This window comes from Bacillus rugosus (assembly GCF_023238245.1).
Taxonomy (GTDB): domain Bacteria; phylum Bacillota; class Bacilli; order Bacillales; family Bacillaceae; genus Bacillus; species Bacillus rugosus.
In genome coordinates this window covers 4,063,319-4,086,414 of the sequence record NZ_CP096590.1, presented here as the reverse complement: position 1 = coordinate 4,086,414, position 23,096 = coordinate 4,063,319, and the positions used below count along the sequence as shown (strand labels likewise).

General features: G+C 45.3%; 21 protein-coding genes, 4 tRNA genes and 1 pseudogene. 20 read left to right on the top strand and 6 right to left on the bottom strand.

The genetic code is table 11. The features are described from left to right. Window positions 1-58 precede the first annotated feature (58 nt). Window positions 59-1,267 carry a CynX/NimT family MFS transporter gene (locus M0696_RS20650; RefSeq protein WP_222142420.1) on the bottom strand — a complete coding sequence of 403 codons (1,209 nt, stop codon included), beginning with the start codon at window positions 1,265-1,267 and terminating at the stop codon, window positions 59-61. A 72-nt stretch (window positions 1,268-1,339) separates the two neighbouring features. Beyond that, the gene (locus tag M0696_RS20645) at window positions 1,340-1,483 is read right to left on the bottom strand and encodes a YycC family protein (RefSeq protein WP_003236536.1); all 144 of its coding nucleotides are present in this window, start codon (window positions 1,481-1,483) and stop codon (window positions 1,340-1,342) included. Between the two features lie 120 nt (window positions 1,484-1,603). Here M0696_RS20645 and M0696_RS20640 point away from each other — a divergent pair, with 120 nt between their 5' ends. Further along, window positions 1,604-1,807, top strand: a complete 204-nt coding sequence (locus tag M0696_RS20640) for a hypothetical protein (protein WP_222142419.1) — start codon at window positions 1,604-1,606, stop codon at window positions 1,805-1,807. 45 nt (window positions 1,808-1,852) lie between these two features. Here the strand turns inward: M0696_RS20640 and M0696_RS20635 are convergent, their stop codons facing one another. Further along, on the bottom strand, window positions 1,853-2,050 hold the full coding sequence (locus tag M0696_RS20635) for a DUF2188 domain-containing protein (protein WP_222142418.1): 198 nt from the start codon (window positions 2,048-2,050) through the stop codon (window positions 1,853-1,855). Window positions 2,051-2,221: 171 nt separating this feature from the next. Between M0696_RS20635 and dnaB the strand changes: the two genes are divergently transcribed. From dnaB to M0696_RS20565, 14 genes and pseudogenes are all read left to right on the top strand, one after another. Next, window positions 2,222-3,586 carry a replicative DNA helicase gene (gene dnaB / locus M0696_RS20630; RefSeq protein ID WP_003226923.1) on the top strand — a complete coding sequence of 455 codons (1,365 nt, stop codon included), beginning with the start codon at window positions 2,222-2,224 and terminating at the stop codon, window positions 3,584-3,586. 116 nt (window positions 3,587-3,702) lie between these two features. Next, complete coding sequence (locus M0696_RS20625) at window positions 3,703-4,122, top strand: VOC family protein (RefSeq protein WP_222142417.1); 420 nt, start codon at window positions 3,703-3,705, stop codon at window positions 4,120-4,122. 205 nt (window positions 4,123-4,327) lie between these two features. After that, entirely contained in the window at window positions 4,328-5,620 is a 1,293-nt protein-coding gene (gene purA, locus M0696_RS20620; protein WP_222142416.1) for an adenylosuccinate synthase, read from the top strand. A 221-nt stretch (window positions 5,621-5,841) separates the two neighbouring features. Continuing rightward, window positions 5,842-5,917, top strand: a tRNA-Lys gene (locus tag M0696_RS20615). Window positions 5,918-5,926: 9 nt separating this feature from the next. Beyond that, window positions 5,927-5,998 (top strand) — tRNA-Glu (locus M0696_RS20610). 82 nt (window positions 5,999-6,080) lie between these two features. Further along, a tRNA-Asp gene (locus tag M0696_RS20605) sits at window positions 6,081-6,157 on the top strand. Window positions 6,158-6,192: 35 nt separating this feature from the next. After that, window positions 6,193-6,265: transfer RNA gene (locus tag M0696_RS20600), tRNA-Phe, on the top strand. A 383-nt stretch (window positions 6,266-6,648) separates the two neighbouring features. Continuing rightward, the gene (gene walR / locus M0696_RS20595; protein WP_166854561.1) at window positions 6,649-7,356 is read left to right on the top strand and encodes a cell wall metabolism DNA-binding response regulator WalR; all 708 of its coding nucleotides are present in this window, start codon (window positions 6,649-6,651) and stop codon (window positions 7,354-7,356) included. Window positions 7,357-7,363: 7 nt separating this feature from the next. Continuing rightward, the gene (gene walK / locus M0696_RS20590; RefSeq protein ID WP_166846250.1) at window positions 7,364-9,199 is read left to right on the top strand and encodes a cell wall metabolism sensor histidine kinase WalK; all 1,836 of its coding nucleotides are present in this window, start codon (window positions 7,364-7,366) and stop codon (window positions 9,197-9,199) included. Further along, window positions 9,189-10,553, top strand: coding sequence for a WalRK two-component regulatory system regulator WalH (walH, locus tag M0696_RS20585; protein ID WP_248602792.1), 1,365 nt, complete (start codon window positions 9,189-9,191; stop codon window positions 10,551-10,553). Before walK ends, walH begins: the two co-directional genes overlap by 11 nt. After that, complete coding sequence (walI, locus tag M0696_RS20580; RefSeq protein WP_166846253.1) at window positions 10,540-11,382, top strand: WalRK two-component regulatory system regulator WalI; 843 nt, start codon at window positions 10,540-10,542, stop codon at window positions 11,380-11,382. The genes walH and walI overlap by 14 nt, the downstream gene beginning before the upstream one ends. A 21-nt stretch (window positions 11,383-11,403) precedes the next feature. Further along, complete coding sequence (locus M0696_RS20575) at window positions 11,404-12,198, top strand: MBL fold metallo-hydrolase (protein ID WP_014115842.1); 795 nt, start codon at window positions 11,404-11,406, stop codon at window positions 12,196-12,198. Window positions 12,199-12,279: 81 nt separating this feature from the next. Then, complete coding sequence (gene htrC / locus M0696_RS20570; RefSeq protein ID WP_222142415.1) at window positions 12,280-13,482, top strand: serine protease HtrC; 1,203 nt, start codon at window positions 12,280-12,282, stop codon at window positions 13,480-13,482. Between the two features lie 19 nt (window positions 13,483-13,501). Next, a pseudogene (locus M0696_RS20565) lies at window positions 13,502-13,632 on the top strand (hypothetical protein). Here the strand turns inward: M0696_RS20565 and M0696_RS20560 are convergent. Both M0696_RS20560 and M0696_RS20555 read right to left on the bottom strand, forming a co-directional pair. Beyond that, window positions 13,629-14,129 carry a PepSY domain-containing protein gene (locus M0696_RS20560; protein WP_222142414.1) on the bottom strand — a complete coding sequence of 167 codons (501 nt, stop codon included), beginning with the start codon at window positions 14,127-14,129 and terminating at the stop codon, window positions 13,629-13,631. The pseudogene M0696_RS20565 and the gene M0696_RS20560 sit on opposite strands and share 4 nt — an antisense overlap. A gap of 174 nt (window positions 14,130-14,303) precedes the next feature. Next, window positions 14,304-15,203 (bottom strand): PepSY domain-containing protein, encoded by a 900-nt coding sequence (locus tag M0696_RS20555; protein WP_222142413.1) that lies wholly within the window; start codon window positions 15,201-15,203, stop codon window positions 14,304-14,306. 212 nt (window positions 15,204-15,415) lie between these two features. Between M0696_RS20555 and M0696_RS20550 the strand changes: the two genes are divergently transcribed. Together M0696_RS20550 and M0696_RS20545 are read left to right on the top strand one after the other, a co-directional pair. Further along, window positions 15,416-16,099 (top strand): response regulator transcription factor, encoded by a 684-nt coding sequence (locus M0696_RS20550; protein WP_222142412.1) that lies wholly within the window; start codon window positions 15,416-15,418, stop codon window positions 16,097-16,099. After that, window positions 16,096-17,547, top strand: coding sequence for a sensor histidine kinase (locus tag M0696_RS20545; protein WP_248602353.1), 1,452 nt, complete (start codon window positions 16,096-16,098; stop codon window positions 17,545-17,547). Before M0696_RS20550 ends, M0696_RS20545 begins: the two co-directional genes overlap by 4 nt. 5 nt (window positions 17,548-17,552) lie before the next feature. Here M0696_RS20545 and rocR read toward each other — a convergent pair whose 3' ends face one another. Beyond that, window positions 17,553-18,938 carry an arginine utilization regulatory protein RocR gene (rocR, locus tag M0696_RS20540; RefSeq protein WP_248602352.1) on the bottom strand — a complete coding sequence of 462 codons (1,386 nt, stop codon included), beginning with the start codon at window positions 18,936-18,938 and terminating at the stop codon, window positions 17,553-17,555. A gap of 240 nt (window positions 18,939-19,178) precedes the next feature. Here rocR and rocD point away from each other — a divergent pair, with 240 nt between their 5' ends. The 3 genes from rocD to rocF all read left to right on the top strand — a co-directional run bounded on the left by rocD (window position 19,179) and on the right by rocF (window position 22,975). After that, window positions 19,179-20,384, top strand: a complete 1,206-nt coding sequence (gene rocD, locus M0696_RS20535) for an ornithine aminotransferase (protein ID WP_075747219.1) — start codon at window positions 19,179-19,181, stop codon at window positions 20,382-20,384. Window positions 20,385-20,607: 223 nt separating this feature from the next. Further along, entirely contained in the window at window positions 20,608-22,011 is a 1,404-nt protein-coding gene (locus tag M0696_RS20530) for an amino acid permease (RefSeq protein WP_166846275.1), read from the top strand. A gap of 73 nt (window positions 22,012-22,084) precedes the next feature. Continuing rightward, window positions 22,085-22,975 carry an arginase gene (gene rocF, locus M0696_RS20525; protein WP_166846278.1) on the top strand — a complete coding sequence of 297 codons (891 nt, stop codon included), beginning with the start codon at window positions 22,085-22,087 and terminating at the stop codon, window positions 22,973-22,975. Window positions 22,976-23,096: the final 121 nt, after the last annotated feature.

Sequence of the window (23,096 nt, the reverse complement as noted above, 5' to 3'; positions counted from 1 at the left end):
AATAAACCATAAATATTCAAAGAATTCATAGAAAAAAGCGGAGATAGCTCCCCCGCTTTTACGCTGAATTTCTTTGTTTTTCTGTTTGAAGAATGTATTGATCCCGTCCGGCTCCCGATCCGGCTGCTCCCATTACGACCAGGGCAGCAATGAGAAGCACAATCGGCATTGTCCATGAATGTGTCTGGTCAAAGAGATAGCCGACAAAAATTGGACCGACGGCTGCAAGCAGATAGCCAAATGACTGAGACATGCCTGACAGCGCAGCCGCCTGCTGGGCATTTTCACTGCGGAGACCAATCAAAGTGAGCGCCAGACTAATACTGGAGCCTTGTCCGATACCGATAATCACCATCCAAATGGCGAGTGTTGTGTGGCTGCCGCCTGCTAATAATCCGCATAGACCGATCAGATAGACTGCGGTCAGTGCCGCAACGATACCGCGCTGGTGTTTCACACGGTCAGCTAAAACCGGTGTCAGAAAGGTGGAAGGCAGACTCGCAAATTGCATGAGTGACACCATCCATCCGGCTGTTGACGTATCAATTCCATGTGAACGGAGAATTTCAGGAAACCAGGTGATACTGCTGTAAAATAAAAATGATTGCAGACCCATAAAGATGGTGACAAACCATGCTATTTTGGAAGTCCAAATCGGACTGGTTTGAAGCTTCACCGCCTTGTTTGCTGTATCCCTGTGGCGCAGCTGAGGTATCCAGATCATCAATGCAAGGAAAGCCAGCCCGCCCCATAAGAGAAAGGCCTGCTTCCATCCGCCCCCCATTTGTGCTGCCAGAGGTACGCTGACACCTGATGCTAAGGCAGCGAATATATTCATTGATGTCGTATACAGACTGATCATGATTCCTGATTTTTCAGGGTATTTATGTTTGATTAAGCTTGGCAAAAGAACGTTCCCGATTGCAATTCCGACTCCGATGAGTGCCGTTCCGAAAAACAAAGCGGCAGTATAGCCGGTAGAACGAATCAAAACGCCGATAAACAGTATCAGGAGACCAAGCCATAAGGTTCGCTCATTTCCGAGGCGCTGTCCGAGCTTAGGCGCAATCGGAGAAAGAACTGCAAATGAAAGCAGCGGCAGTGCGGTCAAAAACCCGACTGCCCCATTGGACATGTGCAGCTCTGCCCGGATAGAGCTGACGACCGGACCGACTGAAGTAATCGCGGGCCGTAAGTTAAACGCGATAAAGATAATGCCGGCGATCAGCCAAAACGATTGGATTTTTTTATTCTGTGGATGTGGCAAAGCAGTTACTCCTTCTTTCTAACATATACTAAATATAATTCCGTAAGATGAAAGCAAGTATGCGAACGAATGCTATGATTGTTTTTCTTCTTTCTGCAATTCAGCCATTTTGGCAAGCAGTATATGCTGAGGCATATGCATGATCTGTTCTAGCGGCAGGTTCAAGGACTCTGCAAGCTTTTGGGCAGTTTCAGCAGAAATTTGCAAAGGTCTCACAAAAGATCCCTCCTCTCTTCTGTCCATTGTACAAGAATCAGGTGTGAAACGTAAGAAGATGTCACAAAGGAATGGAGCAATCTGTTAATGCCCGTTATAAAAGAGGGAAGGAGGGTTCTTATGCACGCACCGTTGTCATTATTAAAACAAATGCTGACTGAGCATCAGAAAGAAACTGAGAAAGCTGTCACCTTTGAAGAATATATAGCTATGAGGCGGAAGCTTCAGGAGCTGATGGGGAAATTTGCTTCGTTCGAAGAATGGGATTTGTATCAAAAAGCGGCGGATCTGATGATGCATACAGGCTTCCAATGGATGAAATAAGCTGATCCACGAAAAAACCCCCGCTGCAGCGAAGGGTTTCATTCGTTAAAATGAGTATTCTTCTTCCACATGTTTAAACTGGTCATAAATCACAAGCTTTGCTGGACTGTTTTCTTTTGCCACCTGTTTGGCTTTTTCAATTGCGGCGTCTTTAGATGTATACAAAGCTGTCGGCGCCACATTCTCCACCTTAATAAACCAGCCGTCCGCATCAACATTGGGTGTAACCGAATATTTTTTCATTTCTTTCATTCCTCCCTCAAGTTTTATTGCATTTTTCCCGCCTAGTTACTGTCCGAAACGATCCAATCGGCTAGCTGAAAAAAATAGGAAACAGAGAATTTTTCTATTTTTTTTCTGTAGAAATGGTAGAATGGAGTTTGGAGATTTTTTAATGAGAGGACGGTGCTTAGCATGACAGACCTTCTAAATGATCGGCTTCCCCCGCAAAATATAGAAGCCGAACAAGCCGTGTTAGGCGCTATTTTTTTACAGCCGTCTGCTTTAACACTGGCTTCAGAAGTATTGATTCCAGATGATTTCTATAGAATGTCCCACCAAAAAATCTATAATGCGATGCTGGTGCTCGGTGACCGAGGTGAACCGGTTGATCTGGTGACGGTAACGTCAGAGCTTGCGAATACAGACCTGCTGGAAGAAGTGGGTGGCATTTCTTATCTGACAGATATCGCAAACTCGGTGCCGACAGCGGCTAACATAGAATATTACGCGAAAATCGTTGAGGAAAAATCAATTCTTCGCCGATTAATCAGAACAGCGACAACCATCGCTCAAGACGGGTATACCCGTGAGGATGAGGTCGAGGATTTACTCAGTGAAGCGGAAAAAACGATTATGGAAGTGGCGCAGCGCAAAAACACGAGTGCCTTCCAAAATATTAAGGACGTCCTTGTCCAAACATATGACAATATCGAACAGCTTCACAATCGAAAAGGCGATATTACGGGAATTCCGACAGGGTTTACTGAGCTTGACCGGATGACTGCCGGGTTCCAGCGCAACGACTTGATCATTGTGGCTGCCCGTCCGTCAGTGGGGAAAACGGCCTTTGCCCTAAACATCGCACAAAACGTGGCGACCAAGACCGACGAAAGCGTAGCCATTTTCAGTCTTGAGATGGGTGCAGAGCAGCTCGTTATGCGTATGCTCTGTGCCGAAGGAAACATCAATGCGCAAAATCTTCGTACCGGTAACCTGACGGAAGAGGATTGGGGCAAGCTGACGATGGCGATGGGAAGCCTTTCGAACAGCGGGATTTACATCGATGATACTCCGGGTATCCGCGTGAGTGAAATCCGGGCCAAGTGCCGCCGCTTGAAGCAGGAAAGCGGACTCGGAATGATTTTGATTGACTACTTGCAATTGATTCAGGGAAGCGGACGTTCAAAGGATAACCGTCAGCAGGAAGTATCTGAAATTTCCCGTGAACTGAAGTCGATTGCCAGGGAGCTGCAAGTCCCTGTAATCGCGCTTTCTCAGCTTTCCCGGGGCGTTGAGCAGCGTCAGGATAAACGTCCGATGATGTCTGATATCCGGGAATCAGGAAGTATCGAGCAGGACGCGGATATTGTCGCGTTCCTTTATCGTGATGACTACTATGACAAAGAAACCGAGAATAAAAATATTATTGAAATCATTATTGCCAAACAGCGTAACGGCCCGGTAGGAACCGTGTCTCTTGCGTTCGTAAAAGAATACAACAAATTCGTCAACCTGGAACGGCGTTTTGATGACGCAGGTGTTCCGCCTGGCGCATAAACCCCAAGAGCTGATCTTGGGGTTTTTTCATTCGAAAGATGGAAGAAATACCGTTCGCTCAGCGGATGTAGATTTGAAAGCGTTTTAATAAAATGGTGAAAAAAGGAGATGGTAACATGGGAAACCCTTTTTCATATTTTCACGCAGCACAGATCCGGATTGCGCGGCCTACGGGCCAGCTTGATGAGATCATTCGTTTTTACGAAGAGGGACTGGGCTTGAAACGAATTGCAGAATTTTCGCAGCATAACGGGTATGACGGTGTCATGTTCGGCCTCCCTTATGCCGATTATCATTTGGAATTCACCCAGTATGAGGGGGAAAGCAATGCTCCCGTTCCCCATCCCGACAGCCTCCTCGTTTTTTATGTACCGAACGCAGATGAACTGACAGCAATCACTTCAAGGCTAAAATACATGGGCTATCAAGAGGTTGAATCAGAGAACCCGTACTGGAGCCATGGAGGCGTGACGATAGAGGATCCGGACGGCTGGCGAGTCGTTTTTATGAATACAAATGGGATATCAGGTAAGTAACTCTTTTTCGTGCTAAAGTATGAAAGTTTCACGAGCTTTTTTGGACAATGCGGTGAGAAAACGCTTATAAATTGAATGAAAGCGAACGAATATAGATTTTCAATAATTTAATGTTCGGATTTACAATTGACTTTCTGTTTCTTCACTGATAAACTTGATTTGTTTGAATAGAATCGTTTTGAAAGGTTAACGGAGGTGCACGGACATGTCTTCAGTAGTTGTAGTAGGTACGCAATGGGGCGATGAAGGAAAAGGTAAAATTACAGATTTCCTTTCAGAAAATGCAGAAGTGATCGCCCGTTATCAAGGCGGAAATAACGCAGGGCATACAATCAAGTTTGACGGAGTCACATACAAGCTTCACTTAATTCCGTCTGGAATTTTCTATAAGGATAAAACGTGTGTGATCGGAAACGGAATGGTTGTAGATCCGAAAGCATTAGTCACAGAGCTTGCGTATCTTCATGATCGCAACGTTAGTACAGACAACCTGAGAATCAGCAACAGAGCTCACGTCATTCTGCCGTATCATTTGAAATTGGATGAAGTGGAAGAAGAGCGAAAAGGGGCTAATAAGATCGGCACAACGAAAAAAGGAATCGGCCCTGCTTACATGGACAAAGCAGCCCGCATCGGAATTCGCATCGCGGATCTGTTAGACCGTGACGCGTTTGCGGAGAAGCTTGAACGCAATCTTGAAGAAAAAAACCGTCTGCTTGAGAAAATGTACGAGACAGATGGGTTTAAAATTGAGGATATCTTAGACGAATATTATGAATACGGCCAGCAGATTAAAAAATATGTCTGCGATACATCTGTTGTCTTAAATGATGCTCTTGATGAAGGGCGCCGTGTATTGTTTGAAGGCGCGCAAGGGGTTATGCTCGATATCGACCAAGGAACATACCCGTTTGTTACATCATCTAACCCGGTTGCCGGCGGTGTCACGATCGGTTCCGGTGTCGGCCCGACCAAAATTCAGCACGTTGTCGGTGTATCAAAAGCATATACGACTCGTGTCGGCGACGGTCCTTTCCCGACTGAGCTGAAAGATGAAATCGGCGATCAAATCCGTGAAGTCGGCCGCGAGTATGGAACAACAACAGGCCGTCCGCGCCGTGTCGGCTGGTTTGACAGCGTCGTTGTCCGCCACGCCCGCCGTGTGAGCGGAATTACAGATCTTTCTTTGAACTCAATTGACGTTTTAACAGGAATTGAAACGCTGAAAATCTGTGTAGCATACCGCTACAAAGGCGAAATCATTGAAGAATTCCCAGCAAGCCTTAAAGCACTTGCTGAGTGTGAGCCGGTATATGAAGAAATGCCGGGATGGACTGAGGATATTACAGGTGCGAAAAGCTTAAGCGAGCTTCCTGAAAACGCGCGTCACTACCTTGAGCGCGTGTCTCAGCTGACAGGCATTCCGCTTTCTATTTTCTCTGTCGGCCCAGACCGTTCACAGACAAATGTCCTTCGCAGCGTGTACCGTGCGAACTAAATAGATTTTGCTAACAAGCCCCTAATATGGGGCTTGTTTTTTGTTTGAAAGCCGCATATAAGTTGGTCTGAGAAAAAAATATGAAAAAAAACCAAAAAAGTTATTGCCACTTCTATTTGTTCGTGATATTATAAATCTCGTTGTTACGGAAACTGCTTCAATAGAGTACAAGATAGAACTTGATCCAAGTCGTTTGCTCTATGGAAATTCCGACATCTTAAGAGCCATTAGCTCAGTTGGTAGAGCATCTGACTTTTAATCAGAGGGTCGAAGGTTCGAGTCCTTCATGGCTCACCATTTCGTGAAGGCCCGTTGGTCAAGCGGTTAAGACACCGCCCTTTCACGGCGGTAACACGGGTTCGAATCCCGTACGGGTCATTGATTTACTTTAGCGTTATTGCTAAATTCCTTATTTGTCTGCGAGGGTTGACACGACAGCTCTCGCGGCAAATTACTGTAAGGTCCGGTAGTTCAGTTGGTTAGAATGCCTGCCTGTCACGCAGGAGGTCGCGGGTTCGAGTCCCGTCCGGACCGCCATTTTACTTTACTTAGTAGAGAAAAATAAAACATTTGGCTCGGTAGCTCAGTTGGTAGAGCAACGGACTGAAAATCCGTGTGTCGGCGGTTCGATTCCGTCCCGAGCCACTTACCAAACGCATCTGCAATCGTAGGTGCGTTTTTTCTTTTAGGAAAAAGGCAAACATGAGGAGTGTTATAATAGAAGAAAAAGGGAGAACCGGCCCTGGGGCCGGCTCAAAGAAGAAGACGTCATTGATAAAGACGCACTCCGGTGAGGGGAGGTTTCAGTAAAGTTATCTATTTTAAAAAAAGTTGACCAGCATGACAAAAGATAAACAATTGGCGGATAAAGGTGAAACATGTGTTTTTTTCTAAACCTTTATTTTTTTTATCTTTTGACCTTAAACCGTTATAATAGACAAGGACCCATTGTTTACATGGGCCATAATTGATGAAATGAATGTTATATAGATGAAATGAAGTTATTCGGCAGGAGGAAAATCAAAATGATGGATAAAAAGATCCTTGTAGTAGATGATGAAAAACCGATTGCAGATATATTGGAATTTAACTTAAGAAAAGAAGGCTATGAAGTGCACTGTGCCCACGACGGGAACGAAGCCGTTGAAATGGTAGAAGAGCTTCAGCCTGATTTAATTCTTTTAGATATTATGCTTCCTAATAAAGACGGCGTTGAAGTATGCCGCGAAGTCAGAAAGAAGCACGATATGCCAATCATTATGCTGACCGCTAAGGATTCAGAAATTGACAAGGTTATTGGGCTTGAAATTGGTGCTGATGACTATGTCACAAAACCATTTAGCACACGCGAGCTCCTGGCACGTGTAAAGGCCAACCTGCGCCGCCAGCTGACAACAGCGCCTGCGGAGGAAGAGCCGTCCTCTAATGAGATTCATATCGGCTCTCTCGTCATCTTCCCTGACGCGTACGTCGTATCAAAACGAGATGAAACAATCGAATTGACTCATCGTGAGTTCGAACTGCTTCATTATTTAGCAAAACATATCGGACAAGTGATGACCCGTGAACATTTGCTTCAAACCGTTTGGGGCTATGATTACTTCGGCGATGTCAGAACGGTTGACGTAACGGTCCGCCGGCTTCGTGAAAAAATCGAAGACAACCCGAGCCATCCAAATTGGATTGTCACACGCCGCGGCGTAGGTTATTACTTGAGAAACCCAGAACAGGACTAATGCCCTTATGAATAAGGTTGGTTTTTTTCGGTCGATCCAATTTAAGATTACCTTGATTTATGTGCTTTTGATTATCATTGCAATGCAAATCATTGGTGTGTATTTTGTCAATCAGGTAGAGAAGTCGCTGATCAGTTCCTATGAACAATCGCTGAATCAGCGAATCGACAACCTTTCTTACTATATTGAACAAGAATATAAAAGCGATAACGACAGTACCGTCATCAAGGATGACGTCAGCCGTATTTTGAATGACTTCACGAAAAGTGATGAGGTCCGGGAAATTAGTTTTGTAGATAAAAGCTATGAAGTGGTTGGTTCTTCAAAGCCGTATGGTGAGGAAGTAGCAGGGAAACAAACGACCGATCTGATCTTTAAAAGAATTTTTTCTACTAAACAATCTTATTTAAGAAAGTACTATGACCCGAAAAGCAAAATCAGAGTTCTCATTTCCGCGAAGCCTGTCATGACTGAAAACCAAGAGGTTGTCGGCGCGATCTATGTTGTCGCGAGCATGGAAGAGGTCTTTAACCAAATGAAGACTATCAACACGATACTGGCTTCCGGCACAGGTTTGGCGCTTGTTTTGACGGCGCTTCTCGGTATTTTTCTGGCAAGAACCATTACCCATCCGCTTTCGGATATGAGAAAGCAGGCGATGGAGCTTGCGAAAGGGAATTTCTCGAGGAAGGTTAAAAAGTACGGGCATGATGAAATTGGGCAGCTCGCCACCACGTTTAATCACTTAACGAGAGAGCTTGAAGATGCCCAGGCGATGACAGAAGGAGAGCGCAGAAAGCTTGCTTCTGTTATTGCCTATATGACAGACGGCGTTATCGCTACAAATCGAAACGGAGCGATTATTCTCTTAAACAGCCCGGCGCTGGAGCTATTGAACGTTTCACGTGAAACAGCCTTAGAAATGCCGATTACGAGCTTGCTGGGGATTCAAGAGAATTATACGTTTGAAGATTTAGTCGAGCAGCAGGATTCTATGCTGCTTGAAATTGAGCGGGATGATGAATTAACGGTGCTTCGCGTGAATTTCTCTGTGATCCAAAGGGAACATGGCAAAATCGATGGTTTAATCGCTGTCATTTACGATGTAACCGAGCAAGAGAAAATGGATCAGGAACGCAGAGAGTTCGTTGCGAATGTTTCACACGAGCTGCGGACGCCGCTCACGACAATGCGCAGTTATTTAGAGGCATTAGCGGAAGGTGCGTGGGAAAATAAAGAAATTGCCCCGCGTTTCTTAATGGTGACGCAAAATGAAACAGAGCGTATGATCCGGCTTGTTAATGATCTGCTTCAGCTCTCGAAATTTGACAGCAAGGATTATCAATTTAACCGGGAATGGATTCAGATTGTCCGGTTTATGTCGCTTATTATTGACCGTTTTGAAATGACAAAAGAACAGCATGTGGAATTTATCCGAAATCTGCCGGACAGAGATCTGTACGTCGAGATTGACCAGGATAAAATTACACAGGTGCTCGATAATATTATTTCTAACGCTTTAAAATACTCACCGGAAGGCGGTCATGTCACATTCACGATTGATGTAAATGAAGAGGAAGAACTTCTTTATATCAGTGTCAAGGATGAAGGGATCGGAATTCCGAAAAAAGATGTCGAAAAGGTCTTTGACCGCTTCTACAGGGTTGATAAAGCGAGAACGAGAAAGCTCGGCGGCACCGGTCTGGGATTGGCGATTGCCAGGGAAATGGTTCAGGCGCACGGCGGAGATATTTGGGCGGACAGCGTAGAAGGAAAAGGCACGACGATTACATTTACTCTTCCATATAAAGAGGAGCAAGAGGATGATTGGGATGAAGCGTGAAAATATAAAAACGATATTACTTACGGTACTCGTCATCATCAGTCTTGTGTTTACGTGGGGGATATGGACGTTCCAGCCAAACTTTTCTGAAGGCTCATCATCAACAGAGTCTACTGTGCGTGAGAAACATAAAATCGAAAAAAACACCCAAAAGCTGTCTGAAACGGTAAGGCCGAGGGACATGTTTATCCATGATGACGGCGCTCATTACAGAGTCGATAATGAAGCCTATGAAGAAGTCTGGTCTGACTTGCCGCATTGGGATGTAAAAGGAATCAAAGATATTTCTGATCAGTATGACAAAGTTGGATTCAAGAGCTGGTTTTATGGAATAGGCGGTTTTGAAGCGAAGCTTGACTTGCAATTCAACGACACAATTCCGATTGATATTTTCCAAACGCTGTTTAAATGGTCCAATCAGTCATTTGAATACAGTTCGTTTGATCATATTCTGATCCCGTTCAACGAAACGAAAGCGAATAAAAAGATCTATTTGGTGTCTTACAGCAAGCAGCTCATTCTGGAAGTGACCGTTGAATCGGCAAACTACCGGAACATTATGAATGACTTGAACAGCAGGAAATCAAGCATGCCGGCGTTCAGTTTGTTCTCCATTGGTTCAAAGAAAGAGTTCCTGCTGCCGAACAAAACGCTTACGATGGACAAGAAAGAATTTGTCACAGAATCAATTAAAACAAATACCTTTAAGCAGGCCTTGTTCAGCGACCCGAGCATTGTAAGGGAAGATTCAAATTACAACAACAGAAATGTGCTGACAGATGGCATCAGCCGTTTAGATGTGAATCTAAGCCAGCGCCAAGTGCAATTCCAGCAGCGCAATTTGGTGCAGAGTACATCTTATCAAACAGGTGAATTAATCAAAAAGAGCCACAAATACCTTGAGGATACGGGAAGCTGGACGGATCACTATCAATTTTTCAATATCAATGACAGCCAGCAGTTGAGCTTCTATATCTTTATGGATCAGATGCCGGTCATTAACAGCACCGTTAAACCGTTCGGAGCGACATCAGCAATTACGTTGCAGTGGGCGAACGATGATATTCTCAGCTATAAGCGGCCGAATTACAGTCTCGGAACGAATCCGATCAAAACAAGTGAGACAGAGCTGATGAGCGGCAGCGAAGTGAAGATGCTGCTTTCTAAACAAACCAAATATGATACGGACAAAATTGACCAGATCTTCCTTGCTTATCAATTGGTATCAACATCAACCAATGATGACCCTCTAGTTGAATTGGAACCGGTTTGGGCAATGAAAATCAATGGAAAAATTGTGCCGATTACAAAGGACTTATTGACGAAGGAGGGGGCAAACAGTGGAGTGGAATAAGACAAAATCAATCTTCATCGTTGCCTTCCTCATTTTAGATATTTTCTTAGGCTATCAGTTTTTTCAAAAATGGCAGGCTACCAGCAAAGAATATGAAGTCATTAAAAATGATGTCGAACATGACATGAAGGCTGACCATATCACGTACGAAGGCCTGAATAAGGAAGCAACAGAAGGCTACCGGATCACAGCAAATCAAAAGGCCTTTACTAAGGAGGAAATTGAGGCGCTTAAGGATCAAAAGCCTTTAATGGACATGCCTAGTGATGATCATAAAGTAACAAGCCTGAAAATGAAGTTTACGAATCCGATCGCCCTATCAAAGAAAAATATTGAGGACGATGCACAGGCACTTGTTTCTTCAAAAATCCAAGATGGTGAAAAATATAATTTTTGGAAGGTTGATAAATCGAAGAAAGAAATTATTTTCTTCCAAACGTATGAAGGCCATTATATTTACCAGAAGACGGACAATTCCTCTAATATGATCGGGCAAGTGGTGTTGCACTTAAACGCTAAAAATGAGGTTGAGTCGTACGACCAGACAACGCTTGAGACCTTCAAGCAAATTCAGAAAGAAAGCTTGATCACTGAAATGGATGCGGTTGAGCTATTGTACTATCAAAATCAATTAAAAGAATACAGCACTGTGAAGAGCTGTAAATTCGGCTACGTAGCACAATATCCGCTGACAAGTACGCAGGTGCTGGCGCCGGTATGGAGAATTACGGTCGAGTACGATAAAAAAGTGAACGGCGAGAAAAAGACAGTACAAGAGTATTTCACTGTAAATGCTTTGGAGAGTACGATTTTAGATACAGATCAATGAAAATAATGGAGTGAGACAAACATGAGCTTGCAATTTAGCGTACTTGCGAGCGGGAGTACGGGAAATGCGTTTTATCTCGAAACAGAGGATCACGCATTTTTGGTGGACGCCGGTTTGAGCGGGAAAGCCATGGATGGGCTAATGGCGCAAATTGGGCGTAAGCTGGATGATGTAGACGGCATTTTTGTGACGCATGAGCATAGTGACCATATTAAGGGCCTCGGCGTAGTCGCCAGAAAGTACAAGCTTCCGATCTATGCGAATGAGAAGACTTGGAAAGCGATGGAGAACCAGATCGGCAAAATAGACACCGATCAAAAGTTTGTCTTTCCGATGGAGACGGTGAAGTCGTTTGGCGGACTTGATGTCGAATCGTTTGGCGTCTCCCACGACGCGGCGGAACCGATGTTTTATGTATTCCATTATAACGGCCGAAAGCTCGCATTAATGACAGATACGGGATACGTCAGCGACCGGATGAAAGGGATTATCCGCTCAGCGAATGTGTTTGTGTTTGAAAGCAACCACGATGTCGGCATGCTGCAAATGGGAAGATACCCATGGAGCATTAAGCGGCGGATTTTAAGTGACGTCGGGCACGTTTCAAATGAAGATGCTGCCTTGGCGATGACTGATGTCATTGGCGACGAGACGTCACGTATTTACCTGGCGCATTTGAGTCAGGATAACAATATGAAGGAGCTGGCGAGAATGTCTGTGCAGCAGACATTGGCTACTAAAGGATTTGTGACGGGTGAGACATTTGATTTGTATGACACCGATCCGAAGAAGGCGACTCCGCTTTGCGCTGTATAATTTTTCTATGTAAATCATGACTATTATAGGAGCTTCTAACCCACAATATAACCATATTAACGTTCTTGGAAAGGATGGAATATGGTGGATTACGATCGTGAGGAAGAACATACTACTCCTGAACAGCCAAAGAGAAGCAAAAAAGGATATTTTCTTTCCAGTCTGATTGGCGTGATTGTCGGTGCCATATTAATGGCGTTTCTCATGCCGTACTTTTCAAATGAAGGGTTAGATACGGGTGCCTTAGATCAGCAGCAGAACAACAATAGCCGGGAATCAATCAGGACGGTGAATGTCAGTGTCAACAATGCAGTCACCAAGATTGTCAGCAATGTGTCGCCTGCCGTTGTCGGTGTTGTGAACATCCAAAAATCAGATATTTGGGGAGAGAGCGGCGAGGCTGGGAGCGGCTCTGGCGTGATCTATAAGAAAAATGACAACTCCGCTTATGTCGTGACCAACCATCATGTCATCGAGGGCGCTTCCCAAATTGAAATCAGCCTAAAAGACGGCTCACGTGTATCAGCTGAACTTGTCGGCAGCGACCAGCTGATGGACCTTGCTGTTTTACGGGTGAAAAGCGACAAGATCAAAGCTGTCGCTGACTTCGGAAACTCAGATAAAGTCAAATCTGGTGAGCCGGTTATCGCAATCGGAAACCCATTAGGCCTTGAGTTTGCAGGCTCTGTCACACAGGGCGTCATCTCAGGTACAGAGAGGGCAATTCCTGTGGATTCAAACGATGACGGGCAGCCTGACTGGAACGCAGAAGTCCTGCAAACAGATGCGGCCATTAACCCTGGGAACAGCGGAGGCGCTTTGTTAAATATGGATGGGAAAGTCATTGGCATCAATTCAATGAAAATTGCTGAATCGGCGGTTGAAGGGATTGGTCTGTCGATTCCGTCTAAGCTTGTGATCCCTGTGATAGAGGATTTAGAGAAATACGGCAAAGTCAAACGCCCGTTCCTTGGCATTGAGATGAAATCGCTTAGCGACATCGCAAGCTATCATTGGGATGAAACATTGAAGCTTCCTAAGAATGTCACCAATGGAGCGGTTGTGATGGGGGTAGATGCCTTCTCACCTGCCGGAAAAGCAGGGCTGAAGGAACTGGATGTCATTACGGAGTTTGACGGATACAAAGTAAATGATATTGTTGATCTGCGAAAGCGGCTGTATCAGAAAAAAGTCGGTGACCGGGTGAAGGTAAAGTTTTACCGGGGCGGAAAAGAAAAATCCGTTGACATTAAGCTGTCCTCCGCAGACCAATTAGGAAGTTAATAAAAACAGTCTGGCACCGTTGCCAGTCTGTTTTTTTATGCAAAAAAACTGAACGAGGGTCACGCCCGTTCAGTTGAAAAAGGATATATCGAATTTGAAGAAAAATACAAGATGGGTGTTACACGTGAAACAGCAGGCAATGCCTGTTAGCTGCAAATCCTTCCATTTTCAGCATTGACTTTAATGGTTTGTTCCGTGTGGTTGCTGGCTGTAATTTTAATGACGTACACATAGATGCCGTTTTCTTTCTTCAATGCAGAAGATTTGACTGTACCTTTGCATTTGTTCAGTGCAATGCTTTGTGCTTTTGCTTTTGTGACTGTTGCTTGTTTGTTGTCAACGTGATGCTTGACGACTTTTCCGCTGCTGCAGTTGATGTTGAAGGTGTGAACTTTTCCGTCTTCGCCGAGCACCTTAATAACATAGACGTAAACATCGTTTACTTTCTTCATTTGAGCTGATTGAACTGCGCCGTTGCAGTTGTGTAATGCAATCGTTTTCGCTTTAGAAAGTGTAATAGAAGTCTGCTGCTTTGTTTGGACTTTAGCAGTGTCCTCTTTATGCAGAACAGCCGCGTGTGCGGAAGATAAAGAACTGATTGAGATGACGGCGCCTAAGGCAGCTGCAGATAATATTTTTACATTCATTAGTATTCCTCCTTAGTGAGATGATGTAAAAAGAACTGAACGCGGGTCACACACGTTCAGTTTAAAAGAGTATTTAGAAAAAGGTAGACATGAACTTAGAACTTCGTGTTAAAACAAGACTGGTGTTACACGTTGAATCGGGCAGTTGTTTCACTGCTGGCAAGTATCAATTTTTTATTTGCAAATGCTTCCGTTTTCAGCGTTCACTTTCACTGTTTGCTCAGTGTGGTTTTGGGCAGTGATTTTAATGACGTAAACGTATTTACCGTTTTCTTTCTTCAATGCAGAAGATTTCACTGTGCCTTTGCATTTGTTTAGCGCGATTTTATGCGCTTTTGTTTTCGTAATGGCTGCGTTTTTCTTTTGCACTTCTTGTTTTAAGATTTTACCGCTGTCACAGTTGACATGGATTGTGTGAGTGCTGCCATCTTCGCCCAGCACTTTTACAACGTAGATGTAAACGCCGTTTTCTTTCTTCAGTTCAGAAGATTGAACTGCGCCTTTGTATTTGTTCAGTGCAATGTGATGCGCTTTTGTTTTTGAAATATGTGCTTGTTTCTTTTGCTCGTGTTTTGCGACTTTGCCGTTTTCTCCATTGATATGGAACGTGTGAAGGCTGCCGTCTTCACCCATTACTTTCACGACATAAACGTAAACACCGTTTTCTTTCTTCAGCTCAGATGATTGAACCGCACCTTTGCAGTTTTTCAAAGCAATAGAATGAGCTTTTGATTTGCTAATATAGCTTTGTTTCTTTTGAACGTCATGTTTCACAACTTTTCCGCTGTCGCAGTTGACGTTCATCGTATGCTGTTTTCCGTCCTCACCGAGAACTTTGACAACATAAACGTAAGTGCCGTTCACTTTCTTCATTTGGGCTGATTGAACAGTACCCTTGCATTTGTTCAAAGCAACTTGTTTTGCTTTTGCTATTGTGATGGAAGCCTGCTGCTTCGTCTCGACCTTCGCTGATGTGTCATCCTTTTGAATGACAGCGGCATGGGCAGAAGTTAAAGAACTGATTGAGAGAATCGTTCCCAGCGCGGCTCCTGATAAAACTTTGGTGATATTCATATGATGTTCCTCCTTTGATTTCATTGTTGGCTGAACCAACTAAGGCTATTGTATAGGCCGAAGCTGAAAATCAAATGAGGGCTTGCTGAAAACTTGCTGAATTCAGCTGATTTTTAGGGAGGATTCAGTTGGTTTTCAGATAAAAACGAATAATAGGAGGGGAAGGGAAAAAACTAATCAGAGGTTTATGCCAACTAAGGAGAGAGCACAGCATGAATAGGATGAAAGGCATCAAGATTTTGCTCGTTGACGATGAACCGGCTATATTAGATTTTTTGACAATGGGTCTTGAAAATGAAGGCTTTGAGGTTCAGACAGCGGATGACGGAATGACAGCGATGAACATCGCAAAGACATTTCAGCCGCATGTGGCCATCCTGGATGTGATGATGCCCGGAATGGATGGGCTGGAAGTATCGAAAATGATGAAAAAAACCGGCCATACCGCCGTTATTATGCTCACGGCAAAGGATGAGGTGGGGGTCCGGGTAAAAGCGCTGACAGAGGGCGCTGATGACTATATGATCAAACCGTTCAGCTTTGAAGAGCTGCTGGCGCGTATCTATGCAAGAATTCGGGATCACTTCCCTAACCTGTTCGAAGAAGTCACGCTCGGCCCGTTTCGGATTGATGACCGGCGCAGAGAAATCCGTTATCAGGAAGAAGTGCTGAAGCTTTCGGCAACGGAATACGAGCTGCTGAAATTGTTGGTGCTGAATCATGGCCTTGTGCTCAGTAAAGCAAGGATTCTGGATAAAGTATGGGGCTATGACTTTTACGGGGAAGAAAATATTGTCGAAGTGTACATCCGTTCCTTGCGGGAAAAATTGAATGACAAAAAGCATGAAGTGATCCGTACTGTACGGGGCGCGGGCTATCGGATGGATATTGAATGAAAAAACGATTCAAAACGCTGCGTTTTCAGCTTTTATTCCGCTCGTTATGCATACTCGTTCTTCTATTGGTTTTTGTCGGCGCCATGCAATATGTGTTTGGAAAACGCCTCTTATATGAAAACCGAGCTGTCAGCATTCAGAGTTATATCAACTCGACGGAGCCGACCATATGGAAAAACATTGAAAGATACAAAAGCAATCCCGACAGCCCGGACAAGTCAGATGGTGCTGTCCGTCCCGCCTTTATTTATCCAGGTGTGACAATTGTTTTTATTGATAAAAAAACAAAAGCCAGCACGGTATTGTCGACGGACCCATATGCGGGAGCACCGCCAACATTTAAAAAAAGTGTATATGATGAGGCGTTGAAAGATACGATGGCCTTGCATTACAGAATCACGAAAAATGAAGCAGGCGAGGAAGCGCTGGTTGTGTTTCAGGCTATTAATATTGATGGAAAAGAAGCAGGCGTGATCCAAATGAGCACTTTAACCGCACCGCTGAAGGACGTGCTGCTTCGGCAAATCAGCATTTACTCCACGCTCTCGCTTGTTGCGCTCCTGCTCGGGCTTTTTACATTCTTGCCCGTGGTCCGGCATACGCTTAAACCGTTATCACAAATGGTACATATGATGGGGCATATCAATGCGGGAAATTTAAATAAAAGGCTTCCTGTTTATCGAAAACAAATGGAAATCGATGCGCTTGCCATTTCGTTTAATCGCATGCTGGAGCGGATTGAAACGTCATTCAAAGCAGAAAAAGAAGCGAAGGAGCGCATCCGGCAATTTGTATCAGATGCTTCGCATGAGCTGAGAACGCCTTTAACGTCCATACATGGCTTTATCGAAGTGCTGCTGCGGGGCGCCGCGCTTCAGCCGGAGCAGAGAGATAGGGCGCTGAATAGTATGTATGAAGAATCGAAGAGAGCCACCCGGCTGATAGAGGATCTGCTGTTTCTTGCAAAAATCGATCGGGTGCCGAGCTTTGAAATGAAGATAGGTGATCTAGATTCGCTCATAAGGGAAATGGAGCTGCAGCTCAGTCTGCTTGCGAAGGAAAGAAAACTGCAGCTGCTGCTTGATGATCACGCTGAAACGGTGTATGACAGGGATAAAATGAAACAGGTCATTCTGAATTTGGTTTACAACGCAGTACAGTACACAGATGAGAAAACCGGTGCCATCACCATCTCGCTGCAAAAAGACAATGACGGCGTCATGCTAATGATAGCGGACAACGGCACAGGTATCGCGCCGGAGCATTTGCCGCATTTATTTGACCGGTTTTACAGGGCAGACCCATCCCGCTCCCGAAAATATGGAGGGTCGGGACTGGGGCTTGCCATTACGAAATCGATTATCGACAGCCATAATGGGACGATTGAAGTAAAAAGTGAAATCGGCAGAGGCACCGTTTTTCTGATCAGGCTTCCTGCGCCGGAATAGGGCTGTTACTCGGCAGGCGGGTGAGAAAATTTCTTCAGCCTGTATTGGAGGCTTTGTCTGCTGATGCCAAGTTCCTGAGCAGCTTGTGAGATGTTATGGCCGTGTTTTCTTAACACATTTTCAATCACATATTTTTCGAAGCTCTCCATTTTTTCTTTTAAGTCCGCCGCCGGCTGGTGTCGTGGTGTTTCAGGCTCTGGGATGTCTGCCGGCTTGATTTTCATGCGGTATTGATAGGGCAGATGGGATGCCGTAATCGTTTGCTCGTCCGTCATGAAATTCATGGCGCCTTCGATCATATGCTCAAGCTCACGAATATTTCCCGGCCAGTCATAAGATAGGAAAAATTGCTTCACGTCTTCGCTGATATGTTCGACATTCATTTGAAACAGGTGGTTGTTTTTCTGGATGAACTCCGACGCGAGAAGCAAAATGTCTTCTTTTCGTTCTCGAAGCGGCGGGATAATCAGCGTCACAACGCTCAGCCTGTAATACAAGTCCTTCCGCATCCGTTCGCCCGCAATCGCATCAATCGGGTCTTCATTCATCGTGGCAATAATACGCACGTCAATCGGCGTATCCTTAGTCGAACCGATACGCCTGATTTTCCGTTCCTGAAGGGCGCGCAGCAGCTTTGCCTGAAGGCTGAGGTTCAGCGAGTTGATTTCATCTAACAGCAGCGTGCCGCCATGGGCTTGTTCAAACAGGCCGGGCTGGTCTACAGCGCCGGTAAACGCACCTTTCTTTGTTCCAAACAAAATGCTTTCCACAAGGCTGTCTGGCAGCGCTGCACAGTTTTGCGAAATAAACGGTCCGCCTGAACGGTCGCTGCCGTTATGGATACTTTGCGCGAACAGCTCCTTTCCCGTGCCGGTTTCGCCTGCGAGAAGGACAGATGACGACGTGCGCGTTGCCCGCTTGGCATTTTCGATGACGTCTTGAATGGCCGGGCTGGTGCCGAGAATGCTGTCAAACGTATAGGTTGTGCTGCCTTTTTTGTTCATATTCTCCCTGATCAGCCGTTCAAGCTTAGTCACATCCTTGGCAATTTCGACTGCGCCCCTGATCTTGCCGTCCTTGACGATGGGATATGTATGATTGATCGTTGTGATTTCCTGGCCTTTATTATTGAAATAGCTCTGTTTGACGTTTTTAATCGTTTTGCCTTCCTGAAGGGCCTGTACAAGTGTGCTGTCCTGCTGCTTTGAAAACATAAACACATCCATCAGATTTTTATTCATGACATCATGCTTCTCCATATCTTCAATCTGCATCATTTTATTGTTATAAACGATCGTGTTTCCGTGCTCGTCTACCACGTGCAGGCCAACATCGATTTCATCCAAAATGCTCTGAAAAACCAATGTGAGGAATTCGCTGTCTTTGACCACTGTATGAACCTCCCTCAATTATTTTCTTAATATTGCTTCTATTTTATAAAAGAATGTAGAGGATATGCAAAAGAATTTTGCACTTGCTGAAATTTTTGCTCGAAATATCTGAATGTTTTTGCACCTTGTCCACGAAATTTGTAGAAAACACACGAAATCTTGATTTGGCACAGAACTTGCATTTATATAAAGGGAAAGCAGGATAACATGTTGAAACAGAAAACAAGGGGGAATTCAAATATGCCAGCTTTATCTAAATCCAAAGAAATTATTGATCAGACGTCTCATTATGGAGCAAACAATTACCACCCGCTCCCAATTGTCATTTCTGAAGCGCTGGGTGCTTGGGTAAAGGACCCGGAAGGCAATGAATATATGGATATGCTGAGTGCTTATTCTGCGGTAAACCAGGGTCATAGACACCCGAAAATTATTCAGGCATTGAAGGATCAAGCTGATAAAATCACCCTCACATCACGCGCATTTCACAACGATCAGCTTGGGCCATTTTATGAAAAAACAGCTAAGCTGACAGGCAAAGAGATGATTTTGCCGATGAATACAGGAGCTGAAGCGGTTGAATCTGCGGTGAAAGCGGCGAGACGCTGGGCTTATGAAGTGAAGGGCGTAGCCGACAATCAAGCGGAAATTATCGCATGTGTCGGAAACTTCCACGGCCGGACGATGCTGGCGGTGTCTCTTTCTTCTGAAGAGGAATATAAAAGAGGATTCGGCCCGATGCTTCCGGGAATCAAATTAATTCCATACGGAGATGCGGAAGCGCTTCGTCAGGCCATTACGCCGAATACAGCGGCATTCTTGTTCGAACCGATTCAAGGCGAAGCGGGCATTGTCATTCCGCCTGAAGGGTTTTTGCAGGAAGCAGCGGCGATTTGTAAGGAAGAGAATGTCTTGTTTATTGCGGATGAAATTCAGACGGGACTTGGACGTACAGGCAAGACGTTTGCTTGTGACTGGGACGGCATTGTTCCGGATATGTACATCTTGGGCAAAGCGCTTGGCGGCGGTGTGTTCCCGATCTCCTGCATTGCGGCGGACCGCGAGATCTTAGGCGTGTTTAACCCCGGCTCACACGGCTCCACATTTGGCGGAAACCCGCTTGCCTGTGCAGTGTCTATCGCCTCATTGGAAGTGCTGGAGGATGAAAAGCTGGCGGATCGTTCTCTTGAGCTTGGCGAATACTTTAAAAGCGAGCTTGAGAGCATTGACAACCCTGTCATTAAAGAAGTCCGCGGCAGAGGGCTGTTTATTGGTGTGGAATTGACGGAAGCCGCACGCCCTTATTGTGAGCGTTTGAAGGAAGAAGGGCTTCTATGCAAGGAAACGCATGATACAGTGATTCGTTTTGCACCGCCATTAATCATATCCAAAAAGGATTTGGATTGGGCGATAGAAAAAATTAAGCACGTGCTGCAAAACGCATAAATCCGCACCATGGCGGGATATTCACTTCGCTTGTATAAATTTACAACAGAAAAATCAGCACTCCCTATTTGCTCAGCTACAGTATTTTAGTATAATGTATCTTTATGAGAAGAAGTGAATTTTATATTAAATAGATAGAGACTCTTTGGACAGCAAACTGGGATACGCACCATGTAGATGTTCCAGCTTAGATCCAATACAAGTTGCTGAAGGGGTGCAGAATGTGAATACAAACCAAGATAACGGAAATCAGCTCCAGCGGACAATGAAATCACGCCACTTGTTCATGATTTCATTGGGCGGAGTGATCGGAACCGGTTTCTTCCTTGGAACCGGGTTTACCATAAACCAGGCGGGACCGCTCGGCGCGGTTCTGTCCTATTTAGTGGGCGGCTTTATCATGTTTTTGACCATGCTTTGCTTAGGGGAGCTGGCGGTCGCCTTTCCTGTGTCGGGGTCCTTCCAGACCTATGCGACAAAATTTATCAGCCCGGCCTTCGGGTTTGCGTTCGGCTGGCTGTACTGGCTCGGCTGGGCGGTTACATGCGCCATTGAATTTTTATCAGCGGGACAGCTGATGCAGCGCTGGTTTCCGCATGTGGAGGTCTGGATTTGGTGTCTGGTATTTGCAGCACTGATGTTTTTACTAAATGCGATAACCGCGAAAGCCTTTGCAGAATCTGAATTTTGGTTTTCCGGGATTAAAATCTTGATTATCCTTTTATTTATTATTCTCGGCGGAGCTGCCATGTTTGGCCTGATTGACCTGAAAGGCGGAGAGCAGGCGCCGTTTCTGACACATTTTTATGAAGACGGGTTATTTCCGAACGGCATAAAGGCAATGCTGATTACGATGATTACCGTGAACTTTGCGTTTCAGGGAACTGAGCTGATCGGGGTTGCAGCGGGAGAAAGTGAAGACCCTGAAAAAACAATTCCGCGGTCGATCAGACAGACAGTATGGAGAACGCTTGTCTTCTTTGTTCTTTCCATCGTTGTCATTGCCGGCATGATTCCGTGGAAGCAGGCTGGAGTCGTGGAAAGTCCGTTTGTTGTCGTATTTGAGCAAATCGGAATCCCGTATGCAGCTGATATCATGAACTTTGTTATATTGATTGCGCTGTTATCTGTTGCGAACTCAGGTTTATACGCATCGACACGTATCCTGTACGCGATGGCGAATGAAGGACAGGCCTTCAAAGCGCTGGGAAAAACAAATCAACGCGGTGTGCCGATGTACTCGTTAATCGTAACGATGGCTGTTGCCTGCCTGTCACTTCTGACAAAATTTGCGCAGGCTGAAACCGTATATATGGTGCTATTATCATTGGCGGGCATGAGCGCACAGGTCGGCTGGATTACGATTTCGCTTTCCCAAATCATGTTTAGACGCAAATATATCCGTGAAGGCGGCAAGATAGAAGATTTAAAATTCAAAACACCGCTATATCCGGTGCTGCCGATTCTCGGCCTGACGTTAAATACGGTCGTTCTTATCAGCCTTGCATTTGATCCGGAGCAGCGTATTGCGCTGTATTGCGGCATACCATTTATGGTCATTTGCTACATCATTTATCATGTCGTCATTAAAAAACGCCAGCAGGCAAATCGTCAGCTAGAGCTTTAAAAACATTGTCCGCAAGTCATCTTTGTTATAACCCGCATAGGACATTATCTTATATGTTGAGGTGGAATCACAGATGGATAAAACGATTTCGGTTATTGGAATGCCAATGGATTTAGGACAAGCACGACGCGGAGTGGACATGGGCCCGAGTGCCATCCGGTACGCCCATCTGATCGAAAGGCTGTCAGACATGGGGTATACGGTTGAAGATCTCGGTGACATTCCGATCAACCGCGAAAAGATCAACAATGACGAGGAACTGAAGAACCTGAATTCAGTTTTGGCAGGAAATGAAAAACTCGCTCAAAAGGTCAACAAAGTCATCGAAGAGAAAAAATTCCCGCTTGTCCTGGGAGGCGACCACAGTATTGCGATCGGTACGCTGGCAGGCACAGCAAAGCATTACGATAATCTCGGCGTCATCTGGTATGACGCGCACGGCGACTTGAATACACTTGAAACATCACCATCAGGCAATATTCACGGCATGCCGCTTGCTGTCAGCCTCGGCATCGGCCACGAGTCACTGGTTAAGCTTGAAGGCTACGCGCCTAAAATCAAACCGGAAAACGTCGTCATCATCGGCGCCCGGTCACTTGATGAAGGGGAGCGCAAGTATATTAAGGAAAGCGGCATGAAGGTGTACACGATGCACGAAATCGACCGTCTCGGCATGACAAAGGTAATTGAAGAAACCCTTGATTATTTATCAGCATGTGACGGCGTCCATCTCAGCCTTGATCTGGACGGACTTGATCCGAACGACGCACCGGGTGTCGGAACCCCTGTCGTCGGCGGCATTAGCTACCGGGAGAGCCATCTGGCTATGGAAATGCTGTATGACGCAGGCATCATCACCTCAGCTGAATTCGTTGAGGTCAACCCGATTCTTGATCACGAAAACAAGACTGGCCAAACAGCAGTAGAGCTCGTAGAATCCCTGCTAGGGAAGAAATTGCTGTAATAAGAAAACCCCCGCACCCGCGGGGGTTTCAGCGTGTCGACAAACCCTTGCATTCGTTGTCAGGCCTGCGCGTTGGTGCTCACGAATTCCAAACATTCGCTGCGCTCCAATGCTCGTCCTT